This window comes from Cognatundibacterium aquatile (assembly GCF_014699135.1).
In the GTDB taxonomy this organism is placed as follows: domain Bacteria; phylum Pseudomonadota; class Gammaproteobacteria; order Burkholderiales; family Burkholderiaceae_D; genus Undibacterium; species Undibacterium aquatile.
This window is the reverse complement of sequence record NZ_JACOFT010000003.1, coordinates 259,260-275,737: the sequence shown is the minus strand read 5'-3', so window position 1 is coordinate 275,737 and position 16,478 is coordinate 259,260. Positions and strand designations below refer to the sequence as shown.

The following is a 16,478-nucleotide window of genomic DNA, read 5'->3' as shown; positions in this document are numbered from 1 at the left end:
AAGTATCAGATTAACTGATACCCGCTCTGCAGAACCGCCTGAAGGCACACAACATCTTCGCATTCTTATTCATCATCGACTCAGGAACCCAATCATGGCACCCAAACTTCGTCGTTCCCCGCTGTATCTGATTTTGCTGCAGGCTTTTGCTGCTCCCGCATTCGCAGAAGAAGCACCTGCAGACATTGTCAACGTCGTTATCTTCGGCCAAGGCAATACACGCCAGGTACAAGACGTTTCCAAAAAAGACCTGGCGCTGGCTTTACCTGGCAGCAGCCCACTGAAAGTCCTGGAAAAACTACCTGGCGTCAGCTTCCAGTCTGCTGATCCTTTCGGTGCCTATGAATGGTCTACACGTTTCAGCGCACGCGGTTTCAATCAGAGTCAAATGGGCTTCACGCTGGACAATGTGCCACTCGGCGACATGAGCTACGGCAACAACAACGGTCTGCACATCAGCCGTGCAATTTCATCTGAAAACATTGGTCGCGTGACCTTGTCTCAAGGTGCAGGCGCAGTTGGTACGGCATCGACCAGCAATCTGGGCGGTACAGTGCAATTCTTCTCATCTGTACCGACAGATGAATTCGGCATCACGGGCTCACAAACTATTGGCAGCGACAAAACCTATCGCACCTTCGCACGCGTTGATACCGGTTTGCTGTCTTCAGGCACTAAAGCCTATCTGAGCGTGACGCGTCAACGTGCAGAAAAATGGAAAGGCGCAGGCGCACAAGATCAGGATATTTTTAACTCCAAGCTGGTGCAAAAACTGGGCAACAGCAAACTGACTGCTTTCTTTAATTATTCTGACCGTAAAGAAGTCGACTATCAGGATTTGTCGGTAGAAATGGCAAACCGTCTCGGCTACGACTGGGATAACTATGCACCGGACTGGCAGCGTGCCGTCAATGCCGCCAAAGGTGTGTATACCGGCAAAGTTAACAGTCTGGACGACGCCTACTACCAAGGCAGCGGCTTGCGTAAAGACAGCCTGCTCGGTGCAACACTGGACAACCGTTTTGGTGATGACGTCTATCTGAAAACAACCGCTTACCATCACAGCAATGAAGGTCAGGGTCACTGGTACACGCCTTATACACCATCGACAAATGGCTTACCGATCTCCATCCGCACCACAGAATATTCGATCAGCCGCAACGGTGTGATTGCCGACCTGACAGCCGAACTTGGCCAGCACACATTCAATGGCGGCTTCTGGGCAGAGAGCAGCCTGCACACACTGACACGTAATTTTTATAATGCCACTGGCGGACAGGATACCAACGAGTTCCTGACCAATCCCACATCAACTGGCTTCAAACAAAATTTCACGACCACCACCACTCAGTTCTACGCACAGGATACGATTTCCCTGATGGCGGATAAGCTGAAACTGAATGTCGGCTTCAAATCTCCGAACGTCAAAATCAATGCCGTCAACGTGGTCGGTACCCGTGCTGCCGGTGATCTGACCGCCTCTAAAAACTTCCTGCCGCAATTGGGTCTGAATTACGCACTGACGAAATCCGATGAACTGTTCCTCAGCTTATCGGAAAATATGCGCGCCTATCAACCGGGTGTCAGTGGTCCTTTTTCTCAGACACAGACTGCATTTAATCTGAGTGCCGGCACAATCAAACCAGAAACATCGAAAACTATCGATGCCGGTTATCGCTTCAAAACTGATAGTCTGGTGGGTTCCGTCGCAGCCTATTTCACACGTTTCGATGACCGCCTGATGGCAGTCGCTACTTGCGCGGGCATTGTTGGTTGTCCAAGCACATTCGTCAACGTTGGTAAGGTAGAAGCCAAAGGTATCGAGGCGGCGGCAATGTGGACGCTGGCGAAAGACTGGTCTCTGTTCAACTCGCTGACGTATAACGATGCACAATATAAATCCAACTATATGGACCGCAAAACGCTGGTCGATATCGCTGGAAAACAGGTTGTTGATTCACCGAAGCTGATGTTCAAAACTGAACTGTCTTATGAAACGCCACAATGGTTTGGCCGCGTCGGTGGAAAATATACAGACAAGCGTTTCTACACCTACAGCAACGACGCCAGCGTTCCTGCATACTGGGTCATGAATCTGTCAACCGGTTACAAACAGAAAAATCTGGGCGGCATTAAAGATTTCTCGATTCAGCTGAATGTTGAAAACCTGCTCAACAAACAATACTTCAGCACTATAGGTTCGAATGGCTTCCAGACCTTTGATCCAACCGGCACTGCACAGACCTTGCTGTCCGGCGCACCGCGTCAGTTATTCGTGACTGTCAGCGGCAAGATCTGATTGACGCTTTGACCCGGCTGTCCGCTCTCAGCAGATAGCTTTATTCAACGCCCCGTATCTGGTACACCGGCTACGGGGTGTTTATCTATGCAACAAGCAACGCGCACAGCATAGCAAAAGCATCACAGCACAGGCTCGCGAACAGGTAAAATACGTGCCTCTGTTATTGCCTTTTGTTGTCCGGACATATTTATGCGTTTGTGCCTCTCTCTGTTGTTGCCACTTCTGATTTCATCTGCACTCGCTCAGCCTGCTCACCAGAGTCCGGCGACAAAAAAAGGAAATCAAAAAAATTCTGTTCCCACAGCCGTCACCATTTATGCCGCCGGTGACATTGCCGATTGCCGGAAAAAACCGGCTGCGGAATCAGTCGCCGCACGCACCTCAGATATGATCGCCAGTGCGTTGGAAAAAGACAGCAATGCCATCGTGATCACGCTCGGCGACAATACTTATCCTATCGGTAAACCGGAGGAATTCAGCGATTGTTATGACCCGACCTGGGGACGCTTTAAAGAGCGCACGCTGCCATCGCCGGGCAATCATGAATATGGCATGCCGAAAGCACTGGGCTATTACAATTATTTCGGCGAAATCGCCGGGCCAGAACGACGCGGCTATTATGCGAAGCACGCAGGTGCATGGCAGATACTCTCGCTCAACAGTAATCTTGATCCTGCACAGATGGAGAAGCAGGTGAGTTGGCTGAAAGAAGAACTCAGTCATAGCAAACAAACGTGCACACTGGCGTTCTGGCATCACCCTGCCTACAGCTCTGGCGGACACGGCAACAACCCGCACATGCACAGCATCTGGAAAATCCTGGCGGCAGCCAAAGCAGACATCGTACTGACGTCTCACGATCACGATTACGAACGATTTGCACCACTTGATAGCAACGGCGACAGGGACGATAAAAATGGTATCCGCAGTTTCGTCGTAGGTACTGGTGGCGCTAAACTGACACCGATGTTTCTGCCAAAAGCGGCAACCGAAATCCGCGACAACAATACGCATGGCGTGTTGAAACTGACGCTGCAGGAAAAATCCTATGAGTGGGAATTTCTGCCAGTACAGGGGAGCAACTTCAGCGACAAAGGCAAGGGAAGCTGCCACTAAGATTTCACACTTAGTCTCAACAATAATGCGGCTTAGCGAGGTATTCTGCCTGCTAAGCCGCATTGTTATTAAGTCTTGCAAACGAATTGAATGATTACTGCTCTGCCGTGATCCCGCGTATACGTCAGCGGTGATATTCCTCATTTCAAAATCAATTCCGAAGCGGCATTTTTTTAGGACTATACTTAACTACGGCTCAACGACTTGGTGCGTTTTATCTGATTCATCGCCCGGGTTGTCCCTTCCCGCGTCCGCCAGACGCATTACGGAGTCGTCATGCATATTGAAGAAACACTGAGACTTGATTTTAAAGACGTGTTGATCCGTCCCAAGCGCTCTACCCTTACATCCCGCGCCCAAGTTGATTTAAACCGGGAATTCGTCTTTCACCATTCCGGCAAAACCTACAACGGTATTCCGATTATCGCTGCCAACATGGATTCCACCGGCACGATAGAAATGGCGCGGGCACTGGAAGGCCATCAGTTATCAGCCGCCCTGCACAAGCACTACGACGAGGACACACTGGTCAGCTATTTCTCGACGCTGGAAAAAAAATCGACCGCGTTTTATTCGATGGGCATTACACAAGCTGACTTTGAAAAATTTTCAGCGGTCATGGCTCGCGCAAAAAATGCGATTGAATACGTCTGCATCGATGTGGCGAATGGCTATACCGAAGGTTTCATTAATTTCGTTAAAAAGGTACGCGCCACCTACCCTCATCTGACCATCATGGCGGGCAATGTGGTGACAGGTGATATCACCGAAGAATTAATCCTTGCCGGCGCTGATATTGTTAAAGTGGGCATAGGCCCAGGCTCCGTTTGCACCACCCGTAAAATGACAGGTGTTGGTTATCCGCAACTATCGGCGATTATCGAATGTGCCGATGCCGCACATGGTCTGGGTGGGCAAATTTGTGCCGATGGCGGCTGCGTTGTTCCCGGTGATCTGGCAAAAGCGTTCGGCGGCGGTGCCGATTTCATCATGCTGGGAGGCATGCTGGCCGGCCACGATGAATGCAGCGGTGATATGGTCGAGCGGGACGGCCAGCAATTTAAACGCTTCTACGGCATGAGCAGTCGCGCTGCGATGGACAAGTATGCGGGCGGCGTTGCCAAATATCGTGCATCGGAAGGAAAAGAAGTATTGATTCCCTACCGTGGCCCGGTAGAAGCCAGCCTGCAGGATATCCTTGGCGGCGTACGCTCTGCCTGCACCTATGTCGGCGCACATAAACTCAAAGAGCTGACTAAACGCACCACCTTTATCCGGGTCACTCAGCAACTCAACGAAGTATTCGGTAAATCCTGATACCTGCCTCACCTTCTCTTGCCACGCAACACTGCAAGGCAAGAGAAGCGTCATCCACGCTGATTTATAGCGCACAACTGCAGCAATTCAGCACTAATCAAGTGCATAACACCCGCGTCCGCTGATGATGGTTACCGGTAAACATCCTATTCAAGTCTGGAAACAGCCTGATTTTTAAAAGATGTCCGCTGGCACAATTCCTGCTGTGATTTTTTTCAAAACAATAGTGACATTGAAAGAAGTCATCACAAAAATATTGCTATAGAAATTATTCCATGTCAGGATAGGAATATATCTTTTATACAATTAACTTCCAATTGAACTGAATTTTCTTTTGCGAAAAATATAAAAAGCCGGGTGATATCGGCACAAAGCACTAAAAGATATTGATGCAGCAACCGATTTGTATAGGGAGAAATATGAATAAGGTAGTTCAACAACCAGCGAATAAGCGCCGCACGTCTGCGTTCGCCATACTTTGTACCGGTGTATTGATTACGGCGTGTTCCAAGACACCGCCACCAGAAGAACCGCCCAAGGAAACCGCTGCATCCGCCGCCTCAGGTGAAATGCCGACAGGTCTGGTCAAAAATCCCGTCAATCACGGGCATGTCGCAGACGTAACAAAATGGATGGATCAGGCATCCAACAAAACGGCGGCACAAATCGCGCAGGAAGAAAAACTGCTGAAAGAAGCCAAAGAAAAAGAAAAAGAGAAGCAGGCACTGGAAGCAAAACGCGCGCAGGAAAGTAAAACACCGCCAGCTAAACCTTCACCTGTTGCACGGGAAGTCTTGGCCGCAGCCTCGACCCCGGCTCCCGCGCCGACACCTGTCGTGACGAAACCGGTAGAAGCAGCCCCGGTTGTCGCTGCAGCCCCGGCTCCGGTTGTTGCAAAAGCAGCAGAGCCAGAGCGCATCGTATTAAAACTGCTGAACAGTGTTCAACCGAAATACCCCGCAAGTGCGGCACGCGCCGGCGTGACTGAAGGTGTGGTCAGCGCCAAAATTCATGTCGAACCGGATGGCAAAGTGTCACAGGTGGAGATTTTGAAAGCACGCCCGCCCAGGCATTTTGATAAAGAAGTCATTGCTACAGTGATGCAGTGGAAATACGCGCCGATATCGAGAGCGCAGACAACGGTCACCGAGTTTAATTTCAAAATAGACTAGGCCTCTGCACTGCAAATATGCCGCTCCGCTAAACCGCTCTGCTAAATATTAAAAAGCCCTGATCGCTTCGCGCTGATCAGGGCTTTTTGATGTTGGATGATAAAGATGGATTATTGCTTGTGATTACTGCTTGCTGACCAGACCCAGTTCAGGACCAGACATCAGTTTTTCAATATCCAGCAAAATAATCATACGGTCATCAATGTCGCCCAGACCAACCAGATAATCTGAGGAAAACGTTGTCCCCATATCTGGCGGCGGTTTGATTGCCGAGGCTGGCAAGGTCACAACGTCAGACACACTGTCAACGATCATTCCTATGACATGCCCGTCGATGTTGAGCACGATCACCACAGTCGAAGCGTCAAACGTCGCCTCTCCGGTCGCGAAACGCAAACGCATGTCTATCACGGGGACAATGACACCGCGTAAATTCATTACGCCTTTCAGGTATTCCGGCGCATTTGCAATCCGCGTCAGCGCTTCAAAATTACGAATTTCCTGGGTCAGTAAAATCGGAATACCGTATTCCTCGGAGCCCAGTCGAAAAGCAAGAAATTCCTGATCTTTCTGGATCGCCTGACGATCATCAGAATCTGCTTTTGTTGCGCTAAGTTCAGCAACGCTCATTGTTCTGTTCCTTAAAAAAAATTTAAAACAAAAGACGCAAAGGTGTTTATCTGCCTGCGTTCTGATGAGATTAAATTCAGATGAGTTTAAGACGATGTGATGTATCGCCGCACACCACTGTCGTCAAAATATTTCCTTAAGGCACTAATTTTACTTGATTTATGCTTGCTCAAGCGGCTTTTAACTTATTTTTCAAGCTGCGCTAATTGACGCAGAACATGCGCTGCCGCCATTAAACCGAACGATGCCGTCACCACTACAGAAGAGCCAAAACCAGCGCAGTTCAGGCCGCTTATACCATTGGTGCTACCAGCGCTGCCAGTACTGCTGGCATCAACCTCACACGCCTCGGCCGTTTCCGGCATCGTCAATGCTTCCATAGAAAACACCGCGTCGATACCGAATTTACTTTTTGTTCCACGCGGAAAACCGTGATTCTGTCGTAAGCGTTTGCGCACCAGCGCCAGCAAGGGTTCCTGCTCGGTACGCGATAAATCTCGGATTTCTATCTTGCCTGGATCAGTCTGTCCGCCGGCTGCGCCTATCGTAATCAAAGGAATCGCGTGCTGACGACAATAAGCGATCAAGGCCGTTTTTGCCTTAACGTTGTCAATTGCATCAATCACATAATCAAAACCATGCTGTCCCAGCATCGCATCAAGGTTGTCCGACGTCACAAAATCTTCAACCTCGGTCACCTGACAAAAAGGATTGATTAAGGCTATCCGCTCCGCTAAGGCGGTCACTTTGGCTTTCCCCAGAGTGTCACTGGTCGCCTGTATCTGGCGATTAACATTGGATTCGGCAACGTTATCGAGATCGATCATCGTAATACGCCCGATAGCACTGCGGGCAAGCGCTTCCACAACCCATGAACCGACACCGCCAACGCCGATCACGCAGACGTGAGCGGTCGTAAAACGTGCCAAGGCATTGCTGCCATAAAGCCGTGCGATACCGCCAAAACGACGATCAAAATCAATGTCAGAATCTTGTTGCATAATAAGAAGAAATTTAAATTCAGGCGCCATTTTACAAGACCACGGTTGATGTGTCGCAAGCAGGTCTACAATGGGTATTGCATAATGATGATCAACATCTCCAGAAGGAGTCTGCATGAACAACTTATTTGACAGTGCGCCGGGCTTTGATCAGCCACTCGCCGTTCTTAAACATTGCCACGACCGTATCCGCAAGCAACTTGCAACGATGGATAAACTGGTAGTGCATCTGAATGATGTTGGTATTGATGAAAATGCGCAGCAAGCGGCAAAAGCTGTTTTGCGGTACTTCAATAAAGCAGCGCCTCTGCATCACGAAGATGAAGAAATTGATTTACTGCCAGAGTTGCAAGCGACCGCCACCGGTGAGGATGCGAGTCTGTTGGCCGTATTACTGACAGACATCTTGCAGCAGCATCAGCAAATGGCAGCGCAGTGGAAAGTACTGGGCGCTCAGTTGCAGGCAATTGAAGATGGCACAGGAACTGATTTATCGGCTGCCGAGGTTGAGGATTTTGCAGCGCTGTATGCCAAACATATGCAAATTGAAGAAGGCCAGATCGCACCGATGGCGCAGCGTTTATTCAGTGCTGCACAAATGCAGAAATTAGGTGCGGCGATGCAGGCGCGCCGGGGCATCAGCGCCTAGCGCCAGAACCCCGACTGTGCCGCCATAACGTCAGCCGTAAATACAGACAACCCCATTTTGTTTTTAAAGGAATCGTATGTCTATCGCCCATCTCCGCAAGGATTATCAACAAGCCAGCCTGACCGAATCAGACGTCGCCGCTGATCCGATTGAACAGTTTGGCATCTGGTTTGACCAGGCATTAAAAGCGGATGCTGCCGAAGCAAACGCCATGAGCTTATCCACTGTCAATGATGACGGACGCCCAACGTCCCGCATCGTACTGATCAAGGAATTTGATCAACGTGGTTTTTGCTGGTTCACCAATTATGACAGTGCGAAAGGTAAGGATCTGGCAGCTAATCCCTACGCGGCCTTGTTATTTTTCTGGTCTGCTCTGGAACGTCAGGTTCGCATTGAAGGTCGCATAGAAAAAGTGTCTTCCGAAGAAAACGATGCGTATTTTTATAGTCGCCCATTAGGCAGCCGCCAGAGCGCCAATGCATCAGCCCAGAGCCAGACGATTGCCAATCGCGATCTGCTGGAACAGCAGTTAGCCAGCGTTGTCGGTACATTTGGCGACCAACCACCGCGCCCAGAACATTGGGGCGGTTACCGTCTGGTACCGGAAAAAATCGAATTCTGGCAAGGCCGCAGTTCGCGTCTGCATGATCGTATCGTCTACACCCGTAATGCCGATGGCAGATGGAGTATAGGCCGCTTGCAGCCTTAATCAGCTCTCTCGCTTTCTGCTGCGCCGTCTTATATGGCGCGTACAAATCCCCCGTCACGATTTGCCTGGCCGGGGGATTTTCTTTATCTCGCGCCAGCATTCAAAAAACCCGTAGACTGCTGCCTCAGATCACGTCATCAAGTCATCACACTGCACTGTTATGCTGAATGATCGTTTCCGATCAGTTCAAATTCATGCGAAAAAAAATCTTGTTGCTCAGCGTTTCTGCGGGGAGCGGGCATAAACGGGCCGCAGAAGCGCTGCTCGCCTGTGCCTTGGCCGGCGACGAAGAAGCGGAAATACGCCATCTGGATGTGATGGATTTTGTTACCGCCGGATTTCGCAAGATCTATACCGATTTTTATATCCGACTCGTCAACCGCGCTCCGCTGCTATGGGGCTATCTGTATCACGCAAGTAATAGCGCGCAGGCCAACGGCTTCCTCGAAAAACTACGCCGCGGCGTGGAAAGACTGAATGCCCGCCCGCTGAAAAAAATGCTGACCGGATTTCAGCCTGATGCGATTATCTGCACACATTTCCTGCCGGCAGAAATGCTGTCGCACCTGATACGAAAATCGGAACTCAACTGCCCGGTGTGGGTACAAGTCACCGATTTCGACTTACATCGCATGTGGGTGCATGACAATATGGCAGGCTATTTCGCCGCTAATGCCGAAGTCGCTGAACGCATGCGCCAGAATGGCATTCCTGCGCAAAAAATACATGTCACCGGCATTCCTGTGATGCCCGGATTCACGCAACGGCATGATCGCCGCAGCTGTGCCGCGGAGTATGGACTGGACCCGCACAAACCAACGGTTTTGCTGATGGGCGGCGGTGCCGGTGTCGGCGATCTCGACAAACTGGCTGCGCACTTATTGCGCTTAGAGACGCCGTTTCAACTGATAACACTGGCAGGAAATAACACGCAGATGCTGCATAAAATGCAGGCGCTGGCACAGCATTATCCTGGCAAGCTGCTGCCACTCGGATTCAGTAACAAAGTTGAACGTCTGATGGCTTGTGCGGATCTGGTCATTACCAAACCTGGTGGTCTAACCACCTCGGAATGTCTTGCCAGTGGCGTGGCGATGATCGTGACATCCCCGATTCCCGGGCAGGAAGAAAGGAATGCCGACTTCTTACTCGAACAAGGTGTCGCACTGAAAGCCCACGACCATATCAGCCTTGCCTACCGTCTGAACGTACTACTCAGTCAGCCCGAAAAATTACATGAGATGCGCCGCAAAGCGCTCGCCTTAGGTAAGCCACATGCTGCGGCCGATGTCTTAACACAAGTATTCGGACGGCAAGAGGCAAACACAATGCAGACAGCAAGCTAATGTTGAGCAATCAAGCAACAACCCCCTGACCAGCACGTCATTCACACTTACTTCAAGCGTATGAATTCATCCTTCAAAAACTTATTTTTAACCCTGTTATGGGTCTTTGTGCTGGCTGTATTTTTTGCGCAGGTGGAAATTCAGATCGAAGGTGCGAATGGCTGGGGCGGTAGTCTGCCAACCTGGCGCATAAAAAACCATTGGTTGCTTGACTTGTTCTGGGGTGGTCGCGCCATGACCGGCTATCACGCCTGGGTATTTCCGTTTATCGCCATCTTTTTCCATTTCCCCATCATCTGGATGTCGCAATGGAGCTGGAAAATACAAGCGCGCATAGCCGCATGCATTATCATTTTCTGGATCACGGAAGATTGCCTGTGGTTCGTGATGAATCCCGCCTATGGCATCAGCAGTTTTAACCCCGTGCTGGTTCCCTGGCATCGCCACTGGCTATGGGGAACACCCATAGATTACTGGATAGGCGGAGTAGTCGCCATCCTGTTGCTTTGCTATTCCTACAAAAAAGAAAAAGTCCGCTGAGGCAGAAAAACTGCATCAGCGGTACAACGTCTTTGTGCCTCAGGCACCTGCGCTGTAGGCTTTTTTAGGATCATCGCTGACGTCCGCCCCCGATGCTGTCGACGTCACGGCAACCGGTGCATTCTGCGTTTTTTCGGGAATTTTAAAACCCGCATAAGTGCCGGCGCTCATGCCCATTAAGGTCAGAATATTGCCGTCAAATTCAGGCATACTGACATGCTGTACAACATACAAAATGAACAGGACGCCAAACAACAAATTGAACACCAGCATCTGAAAACGGTACAAAGCCAATCCCTGAGCATCACTCAGAATATCGCTCCAGAATCCCTGACTCTCGCTATTAACCGGTGGCTTGGTCGCATCCACACTGGCGGCGGCAAAATACGTGGCACTTCCGATACCAAGCAAGCCCAGCGCCTGACTCGATAAGGTCGGTATTCCCTCTCCAACCAGCCACAACCACATATAAGAAGCAAAGACGATAAAAAACCACCATGCCATCTGTACCCGCGACAGGCTGAAACTGCGACTACGTACGGCGAGATCGGTGACATCCCGCAATAAACCCGAATCACGCCCGAGGCGCAACAATGCAAAGCCGACACCCAGAATAAAGCCGAAGCCAAGCAACAGATAAGCAGGACGCAATACCTGCAGGCGCAACATTCCGCTCACCAGCACACCACCGCCAACAGCGGTGTTCAAGGTCAGACTGTAAGGCAGATCACGCCGAAAGCCGTGTTTTGCATCTTTCCATGGGGAGCCGACCAGCAATTCGTGCATGGCGCCGAGATCGCTGCCATCGAGCTGCGGCATAAAAAATTGCAAACCATATCCGGTCGCAGCCGGATTGCAATCCATCGGTTTCAGTGGCGTCAGTTGTCCCTGTATGCGCAATTCCACTCCGGCGTACTGATCGCTGCTGACACGGTCACAAATACCGGGGCTGGCAATCACAAAGCGATGATTGATTTCAACCGCCACAATATCGGCGGAGCGGGCAGCATCGGCAGCATCAGCAGTAATCGAAGACAAACCACAAAGAAGAAAAACAGCGACAAAACATCGTTGCAGCACAGCACACAGAAATGAAGGCGCTCTCATTGTTTTCTCCTCAAGCGGATTGTGCAACTGGTATGATAGGTGTAAAGGATGCGGGTGCTCCGGCTGGCGTCACTACCGGGGTCAGAAATAAATCCCGTTCGGCGGCACGACGTTTGACCAGTCCCGGTAAGGGTTTGCCATCCGCCATGACCCAGCGCCCGAACTGATCTGCAGCACCGGCACGGTTATTCGCATTGAGCATCTTCAGCAACGTTGAACTGCGCAAATTACCGATGCCCAGATTGAAGGTAAAGCTGGTCAGCGCACCGAATTCATTGTCATTCAGGGACACCAGCACTACCGACGACACATCGCGCCTGCATTCATCAGATCCGTATGCAACAAGGCTTCGGCCTGAGCGAGTGTAATGCCACCGGGATACAGGCTTTGCACCTGCGCCTTATCCGCAGCCCCTTTCAGGAAGCGCCCCTGATAGGTGATCGCATGACCCCATCCTATAGTCCAGATACCAACCGGATCCAGATAGGGATCAATATTGTCTGTTGCGGGATTACCGTCCGGTATCCCTTCGTATTGTTTGACCAGGTCTACCGTCGCCTGATTCACATCGCGCAGTGCCATTGCAGCCTCCAGAACAGAATACATCGGTGCGGAGCCCTGATATCGTCATCCGTATCTATATAGCAGGACTGATGTCAACCGCCCCGGTGGTGTTGCCGTGTCTTGCCGTGTGTTGCAGCGCTTCGGCCTGCGGCGTCACGATCGCTACGAACGATAACCGGGAACAATTTTGCGTAAAACCTATGCAACAGGTTCTGGAAGAATAGTATCAAATAAATATGTCAATCAATTAATTTTTCAGCAAAAACCTGACACGCTTTTGCCACTTTAGGCGCCACCACGAAAGCGCAATAGCCTTGCTCAGGGTGCTGGCGATAGTAATTCTGGTGGTAGTCTTCGGCAATATAAAACATCGGTGCCATCGTGATTTCCGTCACGATCGGTGCATCCCATACCGCAGCCATCGCCGCGACCACTTCATGCGCTATTTTTTTCTGTTGTTCGCCATGATAAAAAATCGCGGAACGATACTGCGCTCCGACATCGTTACCCTGACGATTCAGCGTCGTCGGATCATGTATCGTAAAAAAAACTTCCAGTAATTCACGATAAGAAACGAGAGCCGGGTCAAACGTCAACCGCACCACTTCTGCGTGACCAGTCTGACCGGTGCAGATCTGCTCATAGCTGGGCTGATGCACACTGCCGCCGGTATAACCGGATTCCACTTTCAGCACCCCGCGAATTTGTTGAAACACCGCTTCAGTGCACCAAAAACAACCGCCACCCAGGGTGGCAATCTCTGTGCCGGGATTCGTCATAGCATATTCCTGGTTACGTTAAACAAAGAGGGTCAGAACAAAAGCATTCTCTTTCGCAGACTACTGAATTTCTGACCATCGCTACATTTGCGGCCTTGTGTGAGTATATACAAGCATGAACGGCTTTACAGGTTTGACCCCAGGCAGCTTAGGACATACCGTATGCAAGGCCGAAGCTGTTGCAGTGGCGCTCAGCGTCTTGATCACAGAGGGTGGACGATCTTGTGTGCGCTTCGGACCCGCTTACTGCGGAACAATGTTGCGTCAGCCTTATGTAATTAAAATTACAATTCATTACACGTTGTTTGTTCCTCTTGCGCTTAAAATTTGCGATCAATATTTTCTGGCAGGAGTGCTCACCATGCTTTATCAGGCCATCAGCAAACTCAGGGATCAGCTACGCACCGTATTCCATGTACGCCGTCAGCGCCTGCTGCCGCCGCCCGGCGCGAAACCGGCATTCGGCAGCACCATCACTCTCGACAGGCTGAAGATGCAGCTGTTTTTGCCTATCGATTATGAACAATGGGAATGGCTGACTTTACGCGGCTGGCGCACGCTTGAATCGCGCCAGAACCGTCGTCGCTATTACCGGGTGCCGCGCTCTGCCGTTACGCGTCTGCTGCATGCCACGCCGGATGAGCGTGAATTTGTGCATCAGCGCATCGTCGAACACAAATACGATAAAAAAAGGCTGGAATAAGCAAGGGCAAACCACGACTTCGCCGCAACAAGCCGCAACAAGTCACAACAAGTCACTACTAGCGCCAGCCGCCAACGGCAAACGGGTTCGGCAGGCTTAGCGCACGGAAAAATGCCTCATTGCGCTGCCATTTTTCCTATAAAAATACAAAAATTGGGGAGTATGTGCCAAAAATGCATAGATCTCTACATAAACAAAGGGCTTCAAAATATACTCCCCCCAGTATTATTTTGGCTCCAGGATCGATTCTGCGGCCATTTCAGCCTGATTCTGGATTCTGCGACCAGCGCCGGATAGCGTGAAAACCATCAATCATCGCCTCATTTCCCCGTTTCAAAATAGCTTTCAGACAATACTCAAGCCCCTTGCAAGCGGGTAAAATGCCGTATGCAAAATTTTAGTGACGACGCTCACGTCCAGACTGAGGAAGACCTCGCTCTGCAGACGTATTTCAAAACTGGTATTTCTCCCGACGACGTTTCCGCCGTTTTCCCCTTAAAGCGCGCCCAGCCTGTATTGCAGGCATTCACGGCGCTGTTTCATGGCGGCTTCAACGGCGTCTTGTTGCGTCTGCTGGTCTTGCGCGAGCTGACGGCGGATGTCGAAACACCGTCGCTAAGTCGTGCCGACATCAATGCCAAACTCGGTTATCTGGAGCCGGATGCGCTCGAAACCGTGCTGTCGCGCCTGCGTTCAACCGGCCTGCTGGTGTGGGATGCGAGCCAGTCGGTGTATCGCATCACGCCAACCGCACGCAATGTGCTGGCCGCCATAGAATCGCTGCTGCATGTGGAAGAAAATAACGATCAGGCTGAGATGAGCTACATGCTGACGCAGGTCGCCGGTGCGCAAGCGGTTGGCGGTGTCTCTGTCGAGCAATTGCACCATCTGCTGGGCCGTCTGATCGAGCTGACCGAAGAATTTTCAGATGCGATTGCGTCCGGCTCTGAATTCCAGTTACGTGCAGCGCAGCAGAAATGGCATACGGCCTGCGACTGGGTGGAAAAAGGCTCGCAAATCATTCACGCCATTACCCATGATGAGCGGGCAGATTCAGCCACTCATCGTGCAGCGCAGGCAATAGGCCGCGCTCAGAGTGCGCTGCTGAATATGCAGGGCATGTTTTCACGTGCGCTGAATCAGATCGAACGGCAACGCGTGCATCTCGGTCAGTCGGGTTTATCGACGACCGATATCAAAACCTGGTTGCTGCAAAAAGAAGACCTCGCCGCGCTGGCTGACGATGCGCTGGCGAACCCGGTCACACCGTTATTTATCACACCATCTGAAATGATAGACGTGGCCGAAAGCGAATTGCTGAGCCATCGCGTATCCGCCGTCGCCGGTGCTTTGCCTGCCGGTGAAAATGCCGTCTCCATCGCCAATGACGACAGCGACGCGCTGCATGAACTCGACCACTGGCTCGCGCTGCTGAGTAAATCAGACCCGACTGAAAAACCGATCGCGCTGCAAGATCTTTTACTGCCCGCCAGTTTTGCGATTGCGTCGTATCGTGCGTCGATGCTGCCTTTGCTGGGCGACGCCAATGAATCCGCACTGCAAGGCGCGACGGCGAATTTAGCGCGCTTGCCGCTGGTCTTTCAGTCCAAAGACAAAATGCAAAAGGTGCAAGATCCCCATATCGCTGCACTTTCCGTCGCCAGCATCAGCGCTGCACCTGCTGCCACTATTCACACGATTTCCAGTGCCGACAATGCTGGCAAAAACGCCGGCACTGACGTAGGTAAAAACAGAGAAACACCATGACCGAAGATGCACAAATTCTGATTGCGCGCCTGCTCGCGCATCAAACCCTGCGCCGTGAAGACAAGCTGGTCAAACGCGCTTTATCCGATGAAATTTTCCGCACCGAACTCGATGCGAGGCTCAAAGCCTGTGGCATGAAATTCGTTGATAACGTGTATGCCGATTACGTCACGCTGGCATTGACACGCGACAGCGAATCGAAAGTGTTCGGCACCAAAGAAACCTGGCAGAACAATAATTTTGGTCTCGCCCGCGATGGCGTGGCCCTGTTGGTAGTGTTGTGGTCGCTGATTATTTTGCCAAAACGCGAACGTCAGGAAGCACATCAACTTGCAGAAGAAGATCAGAACGATATGTTCGGCAAAGAGAAACCTTTGCCACGCGCCGAAGATACCTCGATCGGCATTTCATACCGTGCGCTGCTGGCCGATTTCGGTGACAAACTAGGTAAAAAAACGCGTATGGATATGAACCTCGGTCAGCTGGCGCGCGTTGGCTTTATCGAACGCAAAGGCGATCTGATTCTGGAAGGCCCGCTGCTTGATCTGCTGATGGATACCGACACACTGAAAGACCGCATCATCAATGGTGCACTGTCGGATATTTTCCAGATTCCTGCTGTACGCACGCCTGCTATCCTGACACCGGCCAACGATGAACCTGATGCCGCGGAGACGACGACAAGTGATGACATCAGCGACGACACCAGAGATAACACCAGCGATGCCGATATCCAGGCAGACGCGCCCCTCAACACCGGAAAAGAATAAGAC

15 protein-coding genes and 1 pseudogene are annotated in these 16,478 nt (G+C 51.1%); 11 read left to right on the top strand and 5 right to left on the bottom strand.

The features are described from left to right. The first annotated feature begins 94 nt into the window (after positions 1-94). The 4 genes from H8K26_RS09810 to H8K26_RS09795 all read left to right on the top strand — a co-directional run bounded on the left by H8K26_RS09810 (position 95) and on the right by H8K26_RS09795 (position 5,907). Positions 95-2,299: a TonB-dependent receptor gene (locus H8K26_RS09810; protein WP_190479183.1), complete on the top strand. Its 2,205-nt coding sequence runs from the start codon at positions 95-97 to the stop codon at positions 2,297-2,299. A 192-nt stretch (positions 2,300-2,491) separates the two neighbouring features. Beyond that, positions 2,492-3,418, top strand: a complete 927-nt coding sequence (locus H8K26_RS09805; protein ID WP_190479180.1) for a metallophosphoesterase family protein — start codon at positions 2,492-2,494, stop codon at positions 3,416-3,418. A gap of 276 nt (positions 3,419-3,694) precedes the next feature. Next, on the top strand, positions 3,695-4,735 hold the full coding sequence (locus H8K26_RS09800; protein WP_190479178.1) for a GMP reductase: 1,041 nt from the start codon (positions 3,695-3,697) through the stop codon (positions 4,733-4,735). A gap of 419 nt (positions 4,736-5,154) precedes the next feature. Continuing rightward, positions 5,155-5,907 (top strand): energy transducer TonB, encoded by a 753-nt coding sequence (locus H8K26_RS09795; RefSeq protein ID WP_190479176.1) that lies wholly within the window; start codon positions 5,155-5,157, stop codon positions 5,905-5,907. 123 nt (positions 5,908-6,030) lie between these two features. Here the strand turns inward: H8K26_RS09795 and H8K26_RS09790 are convergent, their stop codons facing one another. Both H8K26_RS09790 and tcdA read right to left on the bottom strand, forming a co-directional pair. After that, positions 6,031-6,537, bottom strand: a complete 507-nt coding sequence (locus H8K26_RS09790) for a chemotaxis protein CheW (RefSeq protein ID WP_186882968.1) — start codon at positions 6,535-6,537, stop codon at positions 6,031-6,033. Positions 6,538-6,722: 185 nt separating this feature from the next. Next, positions 6,723-7,538: a tRNA cyclic N6-threonylcarbamoyladenosine(37) synthase TcdA gene (tcdA, locus tag H8K26_RS09785; RefSeq protein WP_190479174.1), complete on the bottom strand. Its 816-nt coding sequence runs from the start codon at positions 7,536-7,538 to the stop codon at positions 6,723-6,725. Positions 7,539-7,653: 115 nt separating this feature from the next. Here tcdA and H8K26_RS09780 point away from each other — a divergent pair, with 115 nt between their 5' ends. The 4 genes from H8K26_RS09780 (at position 7,654) to H8K26_RS09765 (ending at position 10,785) form a co-directional block, all read left to right on the top strand. Further along, positions 7,654-8,187, top strand: coding sequence for a hemerythrin domain-containing protein (locus tag H8K26_RS09780; RefSeq protein ID WP_186882966.1), 534 nt, complete (start codon positions 7,654-7,656; stop codon positions 8,185-8,187). A gap of 76 nt (positions 8,188-8,263) precedes the next feature. Further along, a complete protein-coding gene (gene pdxH / locus H8K26_RS09775; RefSeq protein ID WP_190479172.1) occupies positions 8,264-8,899 on the top strand; it encodes a pyridoxamine 5'-phosphate oxidase in 636 nt (211 codons plus the stop codon). A 194-nt stretch (positions 8,900-9,093) separates the two neighbouring features. Then, a complete protein-coding gene (locus H8K26_RS09770; RefSeq protein ID WP_190479170.1) occupies positions 9,094-10,245 on the top strand; it encodes an MGDG synthase family glycosyltransferase in 1,152 nt (383 codons plus the stop codon). Between the two features lie 60 nt (positions 10,246-10,305). After that, positions 10,306-10,785 carry a hypothetical protein gene (locus tag H8K26_RS09765; protein ID WP_186882963.1) on the top strand — a complete coding sequence of 160 codons (480 nt, stop codon included), beginning with the start codon at positions 10,306-10,308 and terminating at the stop codon, positions 10,783-10,785. Between the two features lie 39 nt (positions 10,786-10,824). Here the strand turns inward: H8K26_RS09765 and H8K26_RS09760 are convergent, their stop codons facing one another. The 3 genes and pseudogenes from H8K26_RS09760 to msrA form a co-directional block, all read right to left on the bottom strand. Then, the gene (locus H8K26_RS09760; protein WP_190479168.1) at positions 10,825-11,892 is read right to left on the bottom strand and encodes a hypothetical protein; all 1,068 of its coding nucleotides are present in this window, start codon (positions 11,890-11,892) and stop codon (positions 10,825-10,827) included. Positions 11,893-11,902: 10 nt separating this feature from the next. Then, positions 11,903-12,474, bottom strand: a pseudogene (locus tag H8K26_RS18030) (lysozyme). Between the two features lie 221 nt (positions 12,475-12,695). Then, positions 12,696-13,235: a peptide-methionine (S)-S-oxide reductase MsrA gene (gene msrA / locus H8K26_RS09750; RefSeq protein WP_190479166.1), complete on the bottom strand. Its 540-nt coding sequence runs from the start codon at positions 13,233-13,235 to the stop codon at positions 12,696-12,698. 361 nt (positions 13,236-13,596) lie between these two features. Here msrA and H8K26_RS09745 point away from each other — a divergent pair, with 361 nt between their 5' ends. The 3 genes from H8K26_RS09745 (at position 13,597) to H8K26_RS09735 (ending at position 16,475) form a co-directional block, all read left to right on the top strand. Beyond that, on the top strand, positions 13,597-13,938 hold the full coding sequence (locus H8K26_RS09745; RefSeq protein ID WP_186882959.1) for a hypothetical protein: 342 nt from the start codon (positions 13,597-13,599) through the stop codon (positions 13,936-13,938). A gap of 387 nt (positions 13,939-14,325) precedes the next feature. Next, a complete protein-coding gene (locus tag H8K26_RS09740) occupies positions 14,326-15,705 on the top strand; it encodes a hypothetical protein (RefSeq protein ID WP_223826945.1) in 1,380 nt (459 codons plus the stop codon). Further along, positions 15,702-16,475, top strand: a complete 774-nt coding sequence (locus tag H8K26_RS09735) for a hypothetical protein (RefSeq protein WP_190479165.1) — start codon at positions 15,702-15,704, stop codon at positions 16,473-16,475. The genes H8K26_RS09740 and H8K26_RS09735 overlap by 4 nt, the downstream gene beginning before the upstream one ends. The last annotated feature ends 3 nt before the right edge of the window (positions 16,476-16,478 follow it).